This is a genomic window from Flavonifractor plautii ATCC 29863 (assembly GCF_000239295.1).
Taxonomy (GTDB): Bacteria; Bacillota; Clostridia; order Oscillospirales; family Oscillospiraceae; genus Flavonifractor; species Flavonifractor plautii.
Genome location: NZ_JH417731.1, coordinates 21436 through 34451 on the forward strand (window position 1 = coordinate 21436; position 13016 = coordinate 34451).

Below are 13016 nucleotides of genomic sequence, written 5' to 3' on the forward strand. Positions count from 1 at the left end.
TTGCGCAACCGGCGGTTGCACCTGTGAAAAACCGGCGGCGGAGCTGTGTCCGCCGCCGGTTCAGGGTTAACCGCCGTAGCCGTCGGGGTGGGAGGCATGCCACCTCCAGGCGGAGGAGATGATGTCCTCCACATTGGTGTACTTGGGTTGCCAGCCCAGCACCTCCATGGCCTTCCGGCTGGAGGCGATCAGTGTGGCGGGGTCGCCGGGGCGGCGGCCCTCCTCCCGGACGGGGATGGGGTGGCCGGTGACCCGGCGGGCGGCCTCGATGATCTCCCGGTTGGAGAAGCCCTGCCCGTTGCCCAGGTTGAAGGTGGCGGAGGTGTTGGTGCGCTTCAGGTAGTCCAGGGCCAGGAAGTGGGCGTCGATGAGATCCTCCACGTGGATGTAGTCCCGGATACAGGTGCCGTCCTTGGTGGGGTAGTCGGTGCCGAAGAGGGAGAGCTGCTCCCGCTTGCCCTGGGCCACCTGGAGGATGAGGGGGATCAGGTGGCTCTCCGGCCGGTGATCCTCGCCGATGGAGCCGTCGTGCCAGGCCCCGGCCACGTTGAAGTAGCGCAGGGCACAGAACTTGAGGCCGTGGGCCAGGTCGCACCACTTGAGCATCTTCTCCACGATGAGCTTGCTCTCGCCGTAGGGGTTGGTGGGGTTCTGAGGGTGGGCCTCGTCGATGGGCACATACTCCGGCTCGCCGAAGGTGGCGGCGGTGGAGGAGAACACCAGATAGGGCACCTTGTGGGCGAGCATGGTCTCGATGAGGGCTAGACCGGCGGTGACGTTGTTGCGGAAATACTGCTCGGGCACCTGCATACTCTCTCCCACCAGGGAGAAGGCGGCGAAGTGGATGACCGCCTCGATGGGCTCCCTGGAAAATACATCGTCCAGGAAGGCCCGGTCGGCCACGCTGCCCACATAGAGGCGGCCGCCCTTGAGGGCCTCCCGGTGGCCCTTGGACAGGTCGTCCACCACCACCACGTCGGCCCCCCGCTCGATCAGGGCGGCCACGCAGTGGCTGCCGATATACCCGGCGCCGCCGGTCACTAGAATTGCCATAGCAAAAACCTCGTTTCTTTTATAGTGTCTCCAGAAGGAAACGCCCGATGCTCTCCATGGCCTCGGTGGCCTTTTTCATGGGGAACATCTGGAATACATGCCAGAGATCCGTCCACACCTCCAGCCGGCAAGGCACCGCGGCCTGCACCAGCCGGTCCCGCAGGCGGATAGAGTCGGAAAGCAGCAGCTCGCTGCTTCCCGCCTGGATGAGGGTGGGGGGAAAGTCCTTCAAATCGCCGAACAGGGGGGAGAGCCGGAAGTCGGACCAGTCCTGGTCCCGGGCGTAGGCGTCCCGAACGGCGTGAATATAGTTGACCGTGAGCACCGGGTCGATGGCGGCCCGCTCCTGGTAGGACTTGCCGCTGGCGGTCATATCTGTCCACGGGGAGAGGAGAATGAGGGCCCGGGGCAGCCGCCGTCCGGCCTCTTTGAGCAGGTGGGTGAGCACCAGGGCCAGGTTTCCGCCGGCGGAGTCGCCGGCCACCACCACGTCCCGGGCGCCGTAGCCCTGGTACATCAGGTAGTCCCAGGCCTTCACGGCGTCCTCCACCGCGGCGGGATAGGGGTGCTCCGGGGCGAGGCGGTACTCGAAGGAGAGCACCTGCCAGCCGGTGACGTTGGCCAGCTTGGAGGCCAGAATACGGGAATAGCCCAGGTTGCCGCTGGTATAGCCGCCCCCGTGGCAGTAGAGGATGGCCCGGCGGCGGTCGTGGCCCCGGTGGGGACGCACCCAGGCGCAGTTCATGCCGTCCAGCTCAAAGGGCTCCCAGCTCATGCCAGCCATGGGGGCCACCAAACGGCCCAGCAGCTCCTGCCCCTTGCGCTGCTTCTCCAGATCCTCCACATTCATGGTCTCCGGCGTGGCGGCGGTGTGAATGGCCTTGAGGGCGCGCATGAAGGGGTCCAGGCGGCGGGTCTCGTCGGCCTGGCGCTCTTCCGGTGTGCGGCGGGCCAGCTTGATGTGGATACGGTCCTGTTCCATAGTGGAAGTCCTCCTTGTCAACTGTTCTGATTATACCACAGGGCTGCCGGAAAAGAAAGGGTGGATCGCCCGTATTCCCCTTGCCGCGGAGGATGGAACGTGGTATGATAGGCCTAGATTATGTTGACCGGAAGGGGGGCGGAGTATGCCGAGGGACAAGCGGGGCGAAAAGCCGGAGTGGTATCCCCTGGACAATGCGGGTGTGCTCTATTCCGCCCTCCAGAAGGAGAAATATTCGGCCATCTACCGCTTCTCTGCCGTGATGGCGGAGCGGGTGGACCGGGATGCCCTGCAGCGGGCCGTGGACAAAACCATGCCACGGTTCCCGTCCTTCGGGGTGCGCATCAAGAAGGGGGCTTTCTGGTACTACTTCGAGCCAAACAGCGCCCCCGGGCCCTTTGTGAAGGAGGATATCTCCAACCCCTGCCAGCCGGTGCGCTTCCGGGAGGACAACGGCTGGCTGGTACGCTTTTACTATTATGAGAAGCGCATCTCCGTGGAGGTGTTCCACGCCGTCAGTGACGGCGGCGGGGCGCTGGTATTTTTCAAGACTTTGCTGGCGGTCTACCTGCGGGAGCTGGGGTATTCCATCCCAAACACCCACGGCATTCTGGACGTGGCGGAGGAGCCCCGGCGGGCGGAACGGGAGGACGCCTACGGCCGCTACGCCACCGTGCGTCCCCGGCGGGAGAAGCGGGGGAAAAAGGCCTACCAGAACAACGGTACGGCAGAGCCTTTCTATACCTTCAACGTCACCATGGGCTTCTGCTCGGTGGCCCGGCTGAAGGAGAAGGCCAGGGGCTACGGGGTGTCCATCACGGAGTACCTGACTGCCGTCCTGCTGAAGGTGATCGCCGACAAGCAGCACCGGGAGCGCCCCCGGCGGGAGAGGCCGGTGGCGCTGGCCATACCTATCAACCTGCGGGGCTGGTTTCCCTCGGAAACCCTGCGCAACTTCATTTTGACGGTGCGGCCCTCCATCGACCCCTCTCTGGGAGAGTATACCTTTGAAGAGGTGCTCTCTCAGGTGCACCACTATCTCCGGCTGAACATCAACCGCCAACAGATGCAGGCGGCCATCGCCGGGAATGTGAAATTCACCACAAACCGGCTGCTGCAGCTCGTCCCCATCGTGCTGAAGAATCCGGTCATGTCCCTGGGCTACAAGCTGGCGGGTGTACTGCCTTACTCGGGCACCTATACCAACCCAGGCCCCTTCCCCGTGCCGGAGGAGATGGCTCCGCACATACACCATATGGAGGTGATTCTGGGCCAGGCCACCACGCCCCGGCCCCACTGTGCCTCCATGAGCTATGGGGATATCATGGAGATCACCTTCGCGGGTACCCAAAAGGAGAGCGATACCGAGCGGGATTTTTTCCGCTTTTTGGTGCGGGAGGGCATTCCGGTGAAGGTGGAGAGCAACCGGACGGAATAAGCCAAAGGAGGCCCACATATGTCTTACTGTGTTCATTGCGGCGTGGAGCTGGACGCCACGGCGTCCTTCTGCCCTCTGTGCCATACGCGGGTTCTGGACCCCGGCCAACCGGTGGATACCGCCTCCCCCAAGCCTTTTCCCACCCGGCGGGGGGAGGTGGCGCCGGCGGCCAAACAGGAGGTGGCGCTGCTCATTACCGCCATGCTCGCCTCGGTGGCGGTGTGCTGCGGCGTACTCAATCTGTTCCTGCGGGCGGACCGGATGTGGTCGCTGTACGTCATCGGCGCGGCGGCCATGCTGTGGCTGTGGCTGGTGCCGCCGCTGCTGGCCCGGGGGATGCACCTGCTGCTGCGGCTGTTGCTGGACGTGGCGGCGGTGGCGCTGTACGTCTACCTGATCTCCGTGGATCTCAATGGGAGAGACTGGTACCTGGGCCTGGCAGCCCCCATCATCCTGTGGGGCGGGGCGATCCTTCTCCTGCTGGGGCTGGTGCTGCGGGTCTACCGCCGGTCGGCCCTCACTACGCTGACGATTCTGATCGGCAGCATTGGAGTCTTTGTGTTCGGAATGGAGTTTTTTGTGGACCGCTGGCTGCACCAGCTTTGGAGTCCGTCCTGGTCCCTGGTGGTGCTCACCATCTGCATCGGAATGGTGATTCCGCTCATCATTATTCGCCGCGTCCCCGCCCTCCGGGAGGAGGCGCGCAGAAGGTTCCATCTCTGAAAGATGTGCTTGACAGATCCACAGCGCGGAAGTTAGAATAGGAGAGAGAACGAAACACGTCGAAAAGCGGGATATCCCGCTTTTGCGCCCGGCCTGCCGGGCGCAGGAGAGCGGTGTGTGGAGGAAAGGAGAACGGCACGATGAATGAAGGTAATATCCCTGGAAAAAATGAGGCTCTGATCTCCCTGATTCTGGGTATTGTGGGCCTGGTGGTCGCCCTGTTCGTCAACGGTATTTTCGGCATGATTCTTGGTATCGCCGGCCTTGTTGTGTCCTCGCGCTCCAAGAGCATGGGCTATAACGACAGCTTGCGGACGGCCGGCTTTGTGCTCTCTGTCCTGTCGGTAGTTCTGGGCGGCATTACCCTGGTGGCCTGCATTGCCTGTACGGCTGGTTTGGGTATTCTGGGCGCCTCTCTGTACTAAGAAGGGGAAACGAAATGCGGCAGCCGGTGTGGCTGCCGCATTTTTTGGAGGAAAGATGCGATCATGCTCCCATATCTGTCTCTCTTTGGGCGGTTGATGCCCACCTATGGCGTGCTGGGGATGGCCGGACTGGGCTTCGGCCTGCTGGCTGCTCTGCTGCGCTGCAAGCGCTTCGGACTGTCCCGGGACGACTGCGCCTACCTGTATATTTTGGGGGCGGTGGGGGCCTTGGTGGGGGCCAAGCTACTCTACCTGCTCCCCCTCCTGCCCCGGCTGGCTGTGGAGCTGCCCCTGCTCTGGGAGGAGCCAGGGGAGTTCTATGCCCGCTATCTCTCCGGCGGCATGGTGTTTTACGGCGGCTTTTTCGGCGGTGTGGCGGCGGCCTGGGGGGCGGCCAAATATTTAAGGCTCCGCCTGTCCGACTTCTTCCCGGTGCTGGTGCCCGCCCTGCCTCTGGTGCACGCCGTGGGGCGGGTAGGCTGTTTTTGCGCCGGCTGTTGCTATGGACGGGCGGCTCCGCCCCCCTGGGGCATAGCATTCACTCACGCCATTGCCGGGCCCAACGGCGTGCCCCTTCTGCCGGTGCAGCTTTGGGAGGCGGGGGCGGAGCTGGTGATTTTCGCCTTTCTGCTCTGGTATGCCGGGCGGGCCGCCGGGCCGGGGCAGATGCTCCGGGCCTATGTGTTCTGCTATGCCCCGGTGCGGTTTGTGTTGGAGTGGTTTCGGGGGGATCCGGCCCGGGGGATGTACGGGCCCCTCTCCACGTCTCAGTGGCTCAGCTTGGTTGTTCTGACCTTGGCCCTGGCGTGGCCTGTGGCGGGGCGGAAGCTCAAAAAATACGGCCGTGAAAGGGTATCCCAGCAAAAGGGCAACAGAGACAAGAGTGATTCAGCTCATTCATAAGAACTATAGGAAAGAGGAAACAGCCAGAGCTGACGTGCCAAAAAGGGCCGCTGGCTCTGGCTGTTTAAATTTCCGGTTTCATGACAGCAGGGGGACTTTTAGACAAGACTTATTTTACATTTAAACCTGGCTTTGAACCAGTAAAGAGGTATCGACAGTCCCGGCGCTTTTTCAGATGAGCCGAAAATGGCGCAGCGCCTGTTCAATCCCTTTTTCGTCCACACTTGCCGTGACATAATCTGCGGCATGCTTTACCGCTTCCGAGGCGTTGCCCATGGCAACTCCAATTCCCGCGTAAGCCAGCATGTCGAGGTCGTTTTCCGCATCGCCAAACGCCATGCATTCCAGCCGCGAGAGACCGAAGCGCGTGAGAAAGCGCCGCATGCCAGCCGCCTTTCCTCCGGCCTCGGGGATGATGTCTACGCCGCCCTCACTCCATCTCGCCAGCTTGCAGCCCGTGGGGAGCAGAGCCCTCAGAAGGGGTTCCTCTTTTCTGGAGCAAAAGGCCGTGGCCTGATAGACCGGTCGGCCGGTATAGGGGGCGACCTCCGGGACAGGGGTGGAGATTTCCGCCTGCGCCTGCCGGACGGCGTCGGTGACGCGGTTAATGTAGATGCGTTCCTCCTCCACCAGGGCGAGGGGCGGGCCATCCGCACAGAATAGGTCTGCCAGCGCCTGCACGGCTTGCGGCGGCAGCGGAGTACCGGAGAGCTGCCGTTGGCTGCTGTCCAGGTAGAGCTGACCATTCAGGGTGATATAGCCATCAAACGCCATCTCCCCCACCGGGAGGCTCCGCAGCTCCAGAATGTGCCTGCCGGTGGACAGAAACACCAGGGTTCCACCGGCACGCAGCGCGCGAATACAAGCCCTTGTGTGCGGAGAAATCCGGCCGGTCCGGTGGGAGAGCAGGGTTCCGTCCACATCAAAAAAGATGGCCTTGATCATGATGAATCCTCCTCTGCCGGGCGGCATCCAGATATTCAGTCCACCGGGGGCAGGCGCTGCTCCGCTTTGACTTCGGCCCTGTCCCGGTGGACGGTGGAGGCCGGGGCGATGGCATCCCGGCCGAATTTACCCCGGATGCCGTCCATGGCCTTTTCCAGCTTCTCCAGCTTGTCCCGGCGGGGGGCGGCGCCGGCGGCGAACAGATCGAGCTGCTCGCCTGCCTCGCCCTCCTCCACCAGGGCCTGGGCGGTGAGAGTGAGGGCCCGGACCGGGGCGTTCTCCCTCCAGGCGGCGCGGATGAGCTCCATAGCCACCTCCGACAGCTCACGGGCCACATAGGTGGGGGCGCTCAGCCGCTTTTGGCGGCAGATGTCCTTGAAATTGGGGTCACGGATGGTTACCTGGAGGGTGGTGCACTTGAGGCCGTGGCCCCGCAGGCGGACAGCCACCTCGTCGGCCAGCTCAGTGACTCCGGCGTGGAGCTCCGCCCATCCCACCAGATTGCGGGGAAAGGTGAGTCCGTTGCCCACCGATTTGGGGCCGGGCTGCTCCCGGGCGGGCACCACGGGGGAATGCTCCGCCCCAGTAGCGTAGTCGTGGAGGGTGCAGCCCTGCCTGCCCAGGATGGAGGCAGCGGCTTCCCGGTCGAGGCGGGCCAGATCCCCGATGGTGTGCACGCCGTAGTGCTCCAGCGCGGCGGCGGCCGACCGCCCCACAAAGAGCAGGGAGGTGATGGGCAGGGGCCAGAGCAGCTCCTGGTAGTTCTCCCGGGAGATCACCGTGGTGGCGTCCGGCTTTTTGTAGTCGCTGCCCATCTTGGCGAAGATCTTGTTGAAGGATGCCCCCACCGATACCGTCAGGCCCAGTTCCTCCCGCAGCACCCGGCGGATCTCGTCGGCCAGGGCCTTGGCGTCTCCGCCGAAGAGGTGGAGGGAGCCGGTTATATCCAGCCAGCTCTCGTCGATGGAGAAGGGCTCCACCAGGTCGGTGTACCGCTCGTACACCGCGTTGACCCGCCTGGAGTAGTCCCGGTACTTCCAGTGGTGGGCGGGGAGGAGCACCAGCTCCGGGCACTTGCGCCGGGCCTGCCAGATGGTCTCGGCGGTCTGCACCTTGTACCGCTTGGCGGGCTCGTTCTTGGCCAGGATGATCCCGTGGCGGGAATTTGGATCGCCGCACACCGCCACCGGTCTGTCCCGGAGCTCCGGGTGGTCCAGCAGTTCCACCGAGGCGTAAAAGCTGTTCAGATCACAGTGCAGAATCACCCGGTCCATACCGTCCGCCTCCTTGCAGCTCCATTATAAAGGAAGGGACGAGAGAAGTCAAACACATGTTCTAATCCCCAAGAGACCACCGGGCGGAGCGGGCGGAAAAGCGGCCCAGTTCTCCCGACCCGTCGTAGAGCAGACAGGCCGCATAGGGGCCGTCGTGGAGGTTGAGGGCCATCCGCTCCAGCCAGCGATCCACCGCCACCACATCATAGTAGTCCACCGGCGGATACCGCCGGACGGTGTTATGGTGCGCCATGGACTCACCTCCCGTCAAATTGGGCCAGCTCGGCCAGCAGCTCGGGGTGGGCGGACAGCTCTTGATCCCCATAGTAGCGCAGATAGAACACCACAGTCCCCCGGCACAGAAGGACGTCCTGTCCGAAGCCGCCCTCCTCGGTGATCAGAACTGCGTCGGTGTCCGGCACGTCCAGGGGCGCGACGGTGTACCGCTCCGGGATTTCGGCATAGAAGGTGTGCCGGGAAAAGAGATCCCGTGCAAAAGGCTCCGCTAGGGCGGGGAGGGAGAGACGGTACCAATCCAGCCGGAAACTGGTCTCGTAGTCTCCGTCCGCCATGTTCCGTTCCACCTCATACTGTTCCGGGGCCAGGACAGACCAGTCGAAGCGGACATAGTTGTCCAAGTCCACCCCCCGCCGCTCCACCGACCAGACGGAGGGGGCGGCCTCAAGCCTGGGCCGCCCCTCCAGCTCCTCCAGGGCGAAGTCGGGGAAGGGGCGGTTCACGGTCGCAGTCTCCCCCTCCCAGCGCATGCCACGCCCGGCTGCCAGGACGGCAAAGCTGAGGGCCACCAAGATAAAGGAGCCGGCCAGACAGGCGGCGTTGATGCGGGCGGAACACCGCCAGCCGGAGCGCCGGGGTTCCTTTCCGGCCCGCAGCCGCCGCCGAAGGGCGAAGAAGGAGGAGAAGGAGCGGAAGGACATATAAATGGCGATCCACTCGGACAGGATACAGAGAAAAAGGTTGTCCCCGCTTCCGGTGACCAGGGACAGTACCGGCTCATCCCAGGCCAAAAGGAGCCATAGGGGGAGGGCAAGAATGACCAGGGCGCAGATTAGCATGGGGGTGGCGAACCACCGAACCAGCCTTGCCAGCTTGTCCAGCCCGTACCCCCGTACCACCGGGTCGGTGTGCAGCTCCGGGGCGTCTGGTTCCCAGGTTCTGAACAGGGAAAAGCCTTTGCCCATGTATCCGGTCAGCTCCCATCCCAGGGTGCGGCAGTGCTCCATACCCTCCGGGCAGTCCAGGGTACCACGGGGTTCCAGCCGGTAGCGTACCGCCGCCGGTTCCCCCCGCCGGAAGTGAAAGAGGAAGGCGTCACTGTGGTCGTAGTGTAGGCCCCGGGCGGCCATGGACTCCAGCCAGCCCTCGATGTGATCCAGGTCCATCCCGTCAACCAGGCACAGTCTGCGCACCGTCCTCGGCTTCATAGTCCATCGCCCTCCTCTCCTCCTCCGCGTCCGCCAGACAGCTCCGCAGGCGGACAAGCTCTTCTTCGTAGCGCTCCAGCCCGGCGTCCGTCAAGGCATAGGTGCGTTTGCGGCCCTCTACGGCGGTCTCCCGGATCAGCCCCACCTCCTCAAATTTGGCCAGGATGGTGTAGAGGGTGCCCGGCCCCAGCCGCACCCGGCTTTGGGTGACTGCGGAGATATATTCGGCGATCTCCGTGCCGCACCGCGCCTGCCGCAACAGGGCCATCAGTACATAGAACATGGACTCCGTCAGGGTCTCCAGGATTTTGCGTCCCATCGCCTCGCCTCCTGATATCGCGCTTCGATATCGTCTATGGATATTGTAATATCGAAGGACGATATTGTCAAGCATAAGGACGGCGGATACCGGGCAGGTATCCGCCGCAGACTGTCGATAAACCCTCCAACGGAAGGATTCGGAGGGAAAGATAGTGTGAAAGAAAACCGTCAGGGTTGTCTGAAGGTGAATTGGCCGCAGGCCAAGAGAGACCGGCCTGGGCCGTTCACGTCCAATCAAACGACTTTTGAGCACTTTTTTGAAGTGCTGAAAAATCCAGCAGCTTGTCGAAAAGACTTTTTCGACAAGCTGCGGCGGATACCAGAGTGGTATCCGCCGCAGGAGGGAGATCAGCCGAAAAAGCGGTTCAGATCCTCCTCCACCGTGCCGATGCCGGCGATGCCGAAGGTATCTATCAGCACCTTGGCCACGTTGGGGGAGAGAAAGGCAGGCAGGGTGGGGCCCAGGTGGATGTTTTTCACGCCCAGGTGGAGCAGGGCCAGCAGGACAATCACCGCCTTCTGCTCATACCAGGCGATGTTATAGACGATGGGCAGGTCATTGATGTCGTCCAGGCCGAAGATCTCCTGGAGCTTGAGGGCGATGACGGCCAGGGAGTAGGAGTCGTTGCACTGGCCCGCGTCCAGCACCCGGGGGATGCCGTTGATATCGCCCAGCTCCAGCTTATTATACTTGTACTTGGCGCATCCGGCGGTGAGGATTACCGTGTCGCGGGGCAGGGCCTTGGCGAACTCGGTGTAGTAATCGCGGCTCTTGGCCCGGCCGTCGCAGCCAGCCATGACCACGAACTTGCGGATGGCACCGCTCTTGACGGCTTCCACCACCTGGTTGGCCAGGGCCAGCACCTGGTTGTGGGCAAAGCCGCCCACCAGGGTGCCCCGCTCCAGCTCAATGGGGGAGGGGCAGCGCCTTGCATGGGCGATCAGGGCAGAAAAATCCTTGTGTCCCTGGCGGTCGGCCCCGATGTGGGGGCAGCCGGGAAAGCCCACTGCCCCGGTGGTATAGAGCCGGTTCTTGTAGCTATCCTTCGGGGGCACCAGACAGTTGGTGGTCAGCAGGATGGGGCCGCGGAAGGCCTCGAACTCCTCCTTCTGCTGCCACCAGGCGTTGCCGTAGTTGCCCACAAAGTTGGGATACTTCTGAAAGGCGGGATAGTAGTGGGCGGGTAGCATCTCGCCATGGGTGTAAACGTCCACGCCGGTCCCCACAGTCTGCTCCAGAAGCTGCTCCAGGTCGTGGAGGTCGTGGCCGGAGACCAGAATGGCGGGGTTATCCCGCACGCCCAGGTTCACCCGGGTCACCTCCGGGTGGCCGTAGGCGCTGGTGTTGGCATCGTCCAGGGCGGCCATCACGTCCACACCGTACTTGCCGGTCTCCAGGGCGAGGGCGGTCAGCTCCTCCGCGGTGAGGGAGTCGTCCAGGGTCTTGGCCAGGGCCGCCTGGAGAAAGGCGTCCACGCCGGGGGCGGACTTGCCGTAGGCGTTGACGTGGTGATTGTAGGCGGCCATGCCCTTGAGCCCGTAGGTGATCAGCTCCCGCAGAGAGCGGATGTCCTCGTCGGCGGTGGACAGAACACCGACCGCCTGGGCCTTGGCCCCCCAGTCGCCGGAGCCGTCCCAGCGCGCGGCGTCGGACAGCCCCGCCCCGTCCAGCCGGGAGCGCAGGGCGGCATTCCGCTCCAGAGTGGCGCGGATGCGGGCCTGAAGTGCGTCATCATCAAAGTTGGCGTTGGTGATGGTTACAAACAGGTTTTCGGTCACCAGCCGGTCGTCCTCTGGGATGATGGCCTCGCCCTGGTTCCGCAGGGCGGTCGTGAGCTGGCAGAGACCCCGGGTCACATAGACGAGCAAATCCTGGAGCGCGGCGGTGCGGGCGCTCTTGCCGCAGACGCCCGCCCGGGTGCAGCCGGTGCAGCCGGCGGTCTCCTGACACTGATAACAAAACATGTAAAGTCCTCCTTGTACGGGCGGAAGTATTGGAACTGTCCGCAAGTATAGCGGAGGCGCGGGGGAATGTATGTTGTAATTGCAACAGAAAAGGGGATTTGCTGTGGAAAGTGGCCCGACCGAACGGACAAAGGCCCAAAAGACTCTTGAGAACGGACTCCCAGTGTGTTAAAATAAAAATAAACCATTTAATTTATCTTTATTGGGGGTGGACGGGATGCCTAGGGTCGCTTATTCGGAGGAGGAACGGGAGCGTATCCGGGTGGCATTGGTTCGGGTGGCACTCGATCTGATGACAAAGCAGGGGATTCAGCATACAACCGTTGAGCAGATATACAGAAGGGTTGGGATATCACGCACGTTTTTCTACTCCTTTTTCCCGACCAAGGAGGATCTGATCGTGGAGACGCTGTACCTCCAGCAGCCCAAAATTGTGGCATATGCGCGAAAGCTGATGGCAGATCCTGCTCTGAGCTGGCGTGATGGGGTGAGGCAATTCCTCCATGCCTGCTGCTATGGCGAGAAGAATGGGATTGCGGTTCTGACCATCGAGGAGCAGCAGCTCATTTTTAAGCGCCTGTCCAAAGAGAGTTGTCAGATGTTCCGCGAAAAGCAGGCCCGCCTGTTTGGAACCATACTGGAGAGTTTTGGAATCAGGGCGAATCGGGCAAATATCAGCCTGTTTACCAATCTGAGCCTCACGGTAATGGTCATACGCAGGGCGATCCCGGACACGCTTCCGCTGTTTGTGCCGGAGGCCGCCGATGAAACGGTGGAGTTTCAGATCAACGCGATCGCAGATGCCTTGGAGATATTGAAAGAGCAGGACTGATGGAATTGGAAAATCCGTCCAAATATTGAAGTACGATGTCAAATTCGGGCGGATTTAAGTCTGCTATAGATAAAGATAAATTATAAATTTAATTCTTATTTGAGTGTTCTTTATATGATATATGTTTAGGAGGAGTATGCAATGGGGTTTTTTAGCAAACTGTTCAAGGGACCGGAAATTGATATGGAAAAGAGCGATGCAAATGCAAAGAAAATGCGTGCGCTGTTTCACCAAGCAGTAGGGGGCGGGGAGGATTACAGGTTGATATTTGGCTATACCGAGGATGTAAGCCGGTTCAACTATGGGTTCGTCCACGGGAGTAAAACAAAGATTGGGAATCTGCTGGTCGGTTGGAATGAGGAGAGTCAGACAATTGTAGTCGTTCCTACGGTTCCGGATCTTTCCGGCTGCGGCGAGCCGGTCTATTACCGCCGCTCCGAAATTTTGAAGGCATATCGAAATAAATATCCCACTGACGCATTCATTATCTATCCTGATAAGAAAAGCTATATTGGCATCCACGCCTATGACTGGTTGGAGGACGAAACATTGTATGTCTATGTGTCTCAGGAGAAAGAACTGGCGGCATTTACAGAATTTTTTATGAACTGCTTTGCAACGAAGTGAGACACAGTTCCAGAACCCTATACATAGAAAATAATTTCACCAAAAGGGAGGCGGGTCAGGTAGAATAAGTTTCGCAAAAAGAC

At 61.6% G+C, this 13016-nt stretch carries 14 protein-coding genes; 6 read left to right on the plus strand and 8 right to left on the minus strand.

Annotated elements, in window-relative coordinates:
* Positions 1-66 precede the first annotated feature (66 nt).
* Positions 67-1053: a UDP-glucose 4-epimerase GalE gene (galE, locus tag HMPREF0372_RS07530; protein WP_007490372.1), complete on the minus strand. Its 987-nt coding sequence runs from the start codon at positions 1051-1053 to the stop codon at positions 67-69.
* Between the two features lie 19 nt (positions 1054-1072).
* Entirely contained in the window at positions 1073-2035 is a 963-nt protein-coding gene (locus HMPREF0372_RS07535; protein ID WP_007490373.1) for an alpha/beta hydrolase, read from the minus strand.
* Positions 2036-2180: 145 nt separating this feature from the next.
* Between HMPREF0372_RS07535 and HMPREF0372_RS07540 the strand changes: the two genes are divergently transcribed.
* The 4 genes from HMPREF0372_RS07540 (at position 2181) to HMPREF0372_RS07555 (ending at position 5524) form a co-directional block, all read left to right on the plus strand.
* Positions 2181-3473: a hypothetical protein gene (locus tag HMPREF0372_RS07540; protein ID WP_007490376.1), complete on the plus strand. Its 1293-nt coding sequence runs from the start codon at positions 2181-2183 to the stop codon at positions 3471-3473.
* 18 nt (positions 3474-3491) lie between these two features.
* Entirely contained in the window at positions 3492-4196 is a 705-nt protein-coding gene (locus HMPREF0372_RS07545; protein WP_007490378.1) for a DUF6320 domain-containing protein, read from the plus strand.
* Positions 4197-4336: 140 nt separating this feature from the next.
* Positions 4337-4621, plus strand: a complete 285-nt coding sequence (locus HMPREF0372_RS07550; RefSeq protein ID WP_007490381.1) for a hypothetical protein — start codon at positions 4337-4339, stop codon at positions 4619-4621.
* A gap of 63 nt (positions 4622-4684) precedes the next feature.
* A complete protein-coding gene (locus HMPREF0372_RS07555; protein WP_007490383.1) occupies positions 4685-5524 on the plus strand; it encodes a prolipoprotein diacylglyceryl transferase in 840 nt (279 codons plus the stop codon).
* 171 nt (positions 5525-5695) lie between these two features.
* On the opposite strand, the gene HMPREF0372_RS07560 is transcribed toward HMPREF0372_RS07555, so the two are convergent.
* From HMPREF0372_RS07560 to hcp, 6 genes are all read right to left on the minus strand, one after another.
* Positions 5696-6469 carry a Cof-type HAD-IIB family hydrolase gene (locus HMPREF0372_RS07560; RefSeq protein WP_007490387.1) on the minus strand — a complete coding sequence of 258 codons (774 nt, stop codon included), beginning with the start codon at positions 6467-6469 and terminating at the stop codon, positions 5696-5698.
* Positions 6470-6504: 35 nt separating this feature from the next.
* A complete protein-coding gene (dinB, locus tag HMPREF0372_RS07565; RefSeq protein ID WP_007490389.1) occupies positions 6505-7743 on the minus strand; it encodes a DNA polymerase IV in 1239 nt (412 codons plus the stop codon).
* 61 nt (positions 7744-7804) lie between these two features.
* Positions 7805-7996, minus strand: a complete 192-nt coding sequence (locus HMPREF0372_RS07570) for a hypothetical protein (protein ID WP_007490391.1) — start codon at positions 7994-7996, stop codon at positions 7805-7807.
* Between the two features lie 4 nt (positions 7997-8000).
* Positions 8001-9188, minus strand: coding sequence for a DUF2812 domain-containing protein (locus tag HMPREF0372_RS07575; protein ID WP_039996895.1), 1188 nt, complete (start codon positions 9186-9188; stop codon positions 8001-8003).
* Positions 9151-9507, minus strand: a complete 357-nt coding sequence (locus HMPREF0372_RS07580; RefSeq protein ID WP_007490395.1) for a PadR family transcriptional regulator — start codon at positions 9505-9507, stop codon at positions 9151-9153. The genes HMPREF0372_RS07575 and HMPREF0372_RS07580 overlap by 38 nt, the downstream gene beginning before the upstream one ends.
* A 350-nt stretch (positions 9508-9857) precedes the next feature.
* A complete protein-coding gene (gene hcp / locus HMPREF0372_RS07585; RefSeq protein ID WP_007490397.1) occupies positions 9858-11474 on the minus strand; it encodes a hydroxylamine reductase in 1617 nt (538 codons plus the stop codon).
* A 217-nt stretch (positions 11475-11691) separates the two neighbouring features.
* Here hcp and HMPREF0372_RS07590 point away from each other — a divergent pair, with 217 nt between their 5' ends.
* Both HMPREF0372_RS07590 and HMPREF0372_RS07595 read left to right on the plus strand, forming a co-directional pair.
* Positions 11692-12306: a TetR/AcrR family transcriptional regulator gene (locus HMPREF0372_RS07590; RefSeq protein WP_007490399.1), complete on the plus strand. Its 615-nt coding sequence runs from the start codon at positions 11692-11694 to the stop codon at positions 12304-12306.
* A 141-nt stretch (positions 12307-12447) separates the two neighbouring features.
* The gene (locus HMPREF0372_RS07595; protein ID WP_007490401.1) at positions 12448-12933 is read left to right on the plus strand and encodes a hypothetical protein; all 486 of its coding nucleotides are present in this window, start codon (positions 12448-12450) and stop codon (positions 12931-12933) included.
* Positions 12934-13016: the final 83 nt, after the last annotated feature.

Excerpts from the sequence above, each read along its gene's own strand:
- dinB (WP_007490389.1), bottom strand. The coding sequence starts at position 7,743 with ATGGACCGGGTGATTCTGCACTGTGATCTGAACAGCTTTTACGCCTCG.
- HMPREF0372_RS07595 (WP_007490401.1), top strand. The coding sequence starts at position 12,448 with ATGGGGTTTTTTAGCAAACTGTTCAAGGGACCGGAAATTGATATGGAA.
- HMPREF0372_RS07560 (WP_007490387.1), bottom strand. The coding sequence starts at position 6,469 with ATGATCAAGGCCATCTTTTTTGATGTGGACGGAACCCTGCTCTCCCAC.
- HMPREF0372_RS07540 (WP_007490376.1), top strand. The coding sequence starts at position 2,181 with ATGCCGAGGGACAAGCGGGGCGAAAAGCCGGAGTGGTATCCCCTGGAC.
- HMPREF0372_RS07575 (WP_039996895.1), bottom strand. The coding sequence starts at position 9,188 with ATGAAGCCGAGGACGGTGCGCAGACTGTGCCTGGTTGACGGGATGGAC.
- HMPREF0372_RS07545 (WP_007490378.1), top strand. The coding sequence starts at position 3,492 with ATGTCTTACTGTGTTCATTGCGGCGTGGAGCTGGACGCCACGGCGTCC.
- HMPREF0372_RS07535 (WP_007490373.1), bottom strand. The coding sequence starts at position 2,035 with ATGGAACAGGACCGTATCCACATCAAGCTGGCCCGCCGCACACCGGAA.
- HMPREF0372_RS07570 (WP_007490391.1), bottom strand. The coding sequence starts at position 7,996 with ATGGCGCACCATAACACCGTCCGGCGGTATCCGCCGGTGGACTACTAT.
- galE (WP_007490372.1), bottom strand. The coding sequence starts at position 1,053 with ATGGCAATTCTAGTGACCGGCGGCGCCGGGTATATCGGCAGCCACTGC.
- HMPREF0372_RS07590 (WP_007490399.1), top strand. The coding sequence starts at position 11,692 with ATGCCTAGGGTCGCTTATTCGGAGGAGGAACGGGAGCGTATCCGGGTG.
- HMPREF0372_RS07550 (WP_007490381.1), top strand. The coding sequence starts at position 4,337 with ATGAATGAAGGTAATATCCCTGGAAAAAATGAGGCTCTGATCTCCCTG.
- HMPREF0372_RS07555 (WP_007490383.1), top strand. The coding sequence starts at position 4,685 with ATGCTCCCATATCTGTCTCTCTTTGGGCGGTTGATGCCCACCTATGGC.
- hcp (WP_007490397.1), bottom strand. The coding sequence starts at position 11,474 with ATGTTTTGTTATCAGTGTCAGGAGACCGCCGGCTGCACCGGCTGCACC.
- HMPREF0372_RS07580 (WP_007490395.1), bottom strand. The coding sequence starts at position 9,507 with ATGGGACGCAAAATCCTGGAGACCCTGACGGAGTCCATGTTCTATGTA.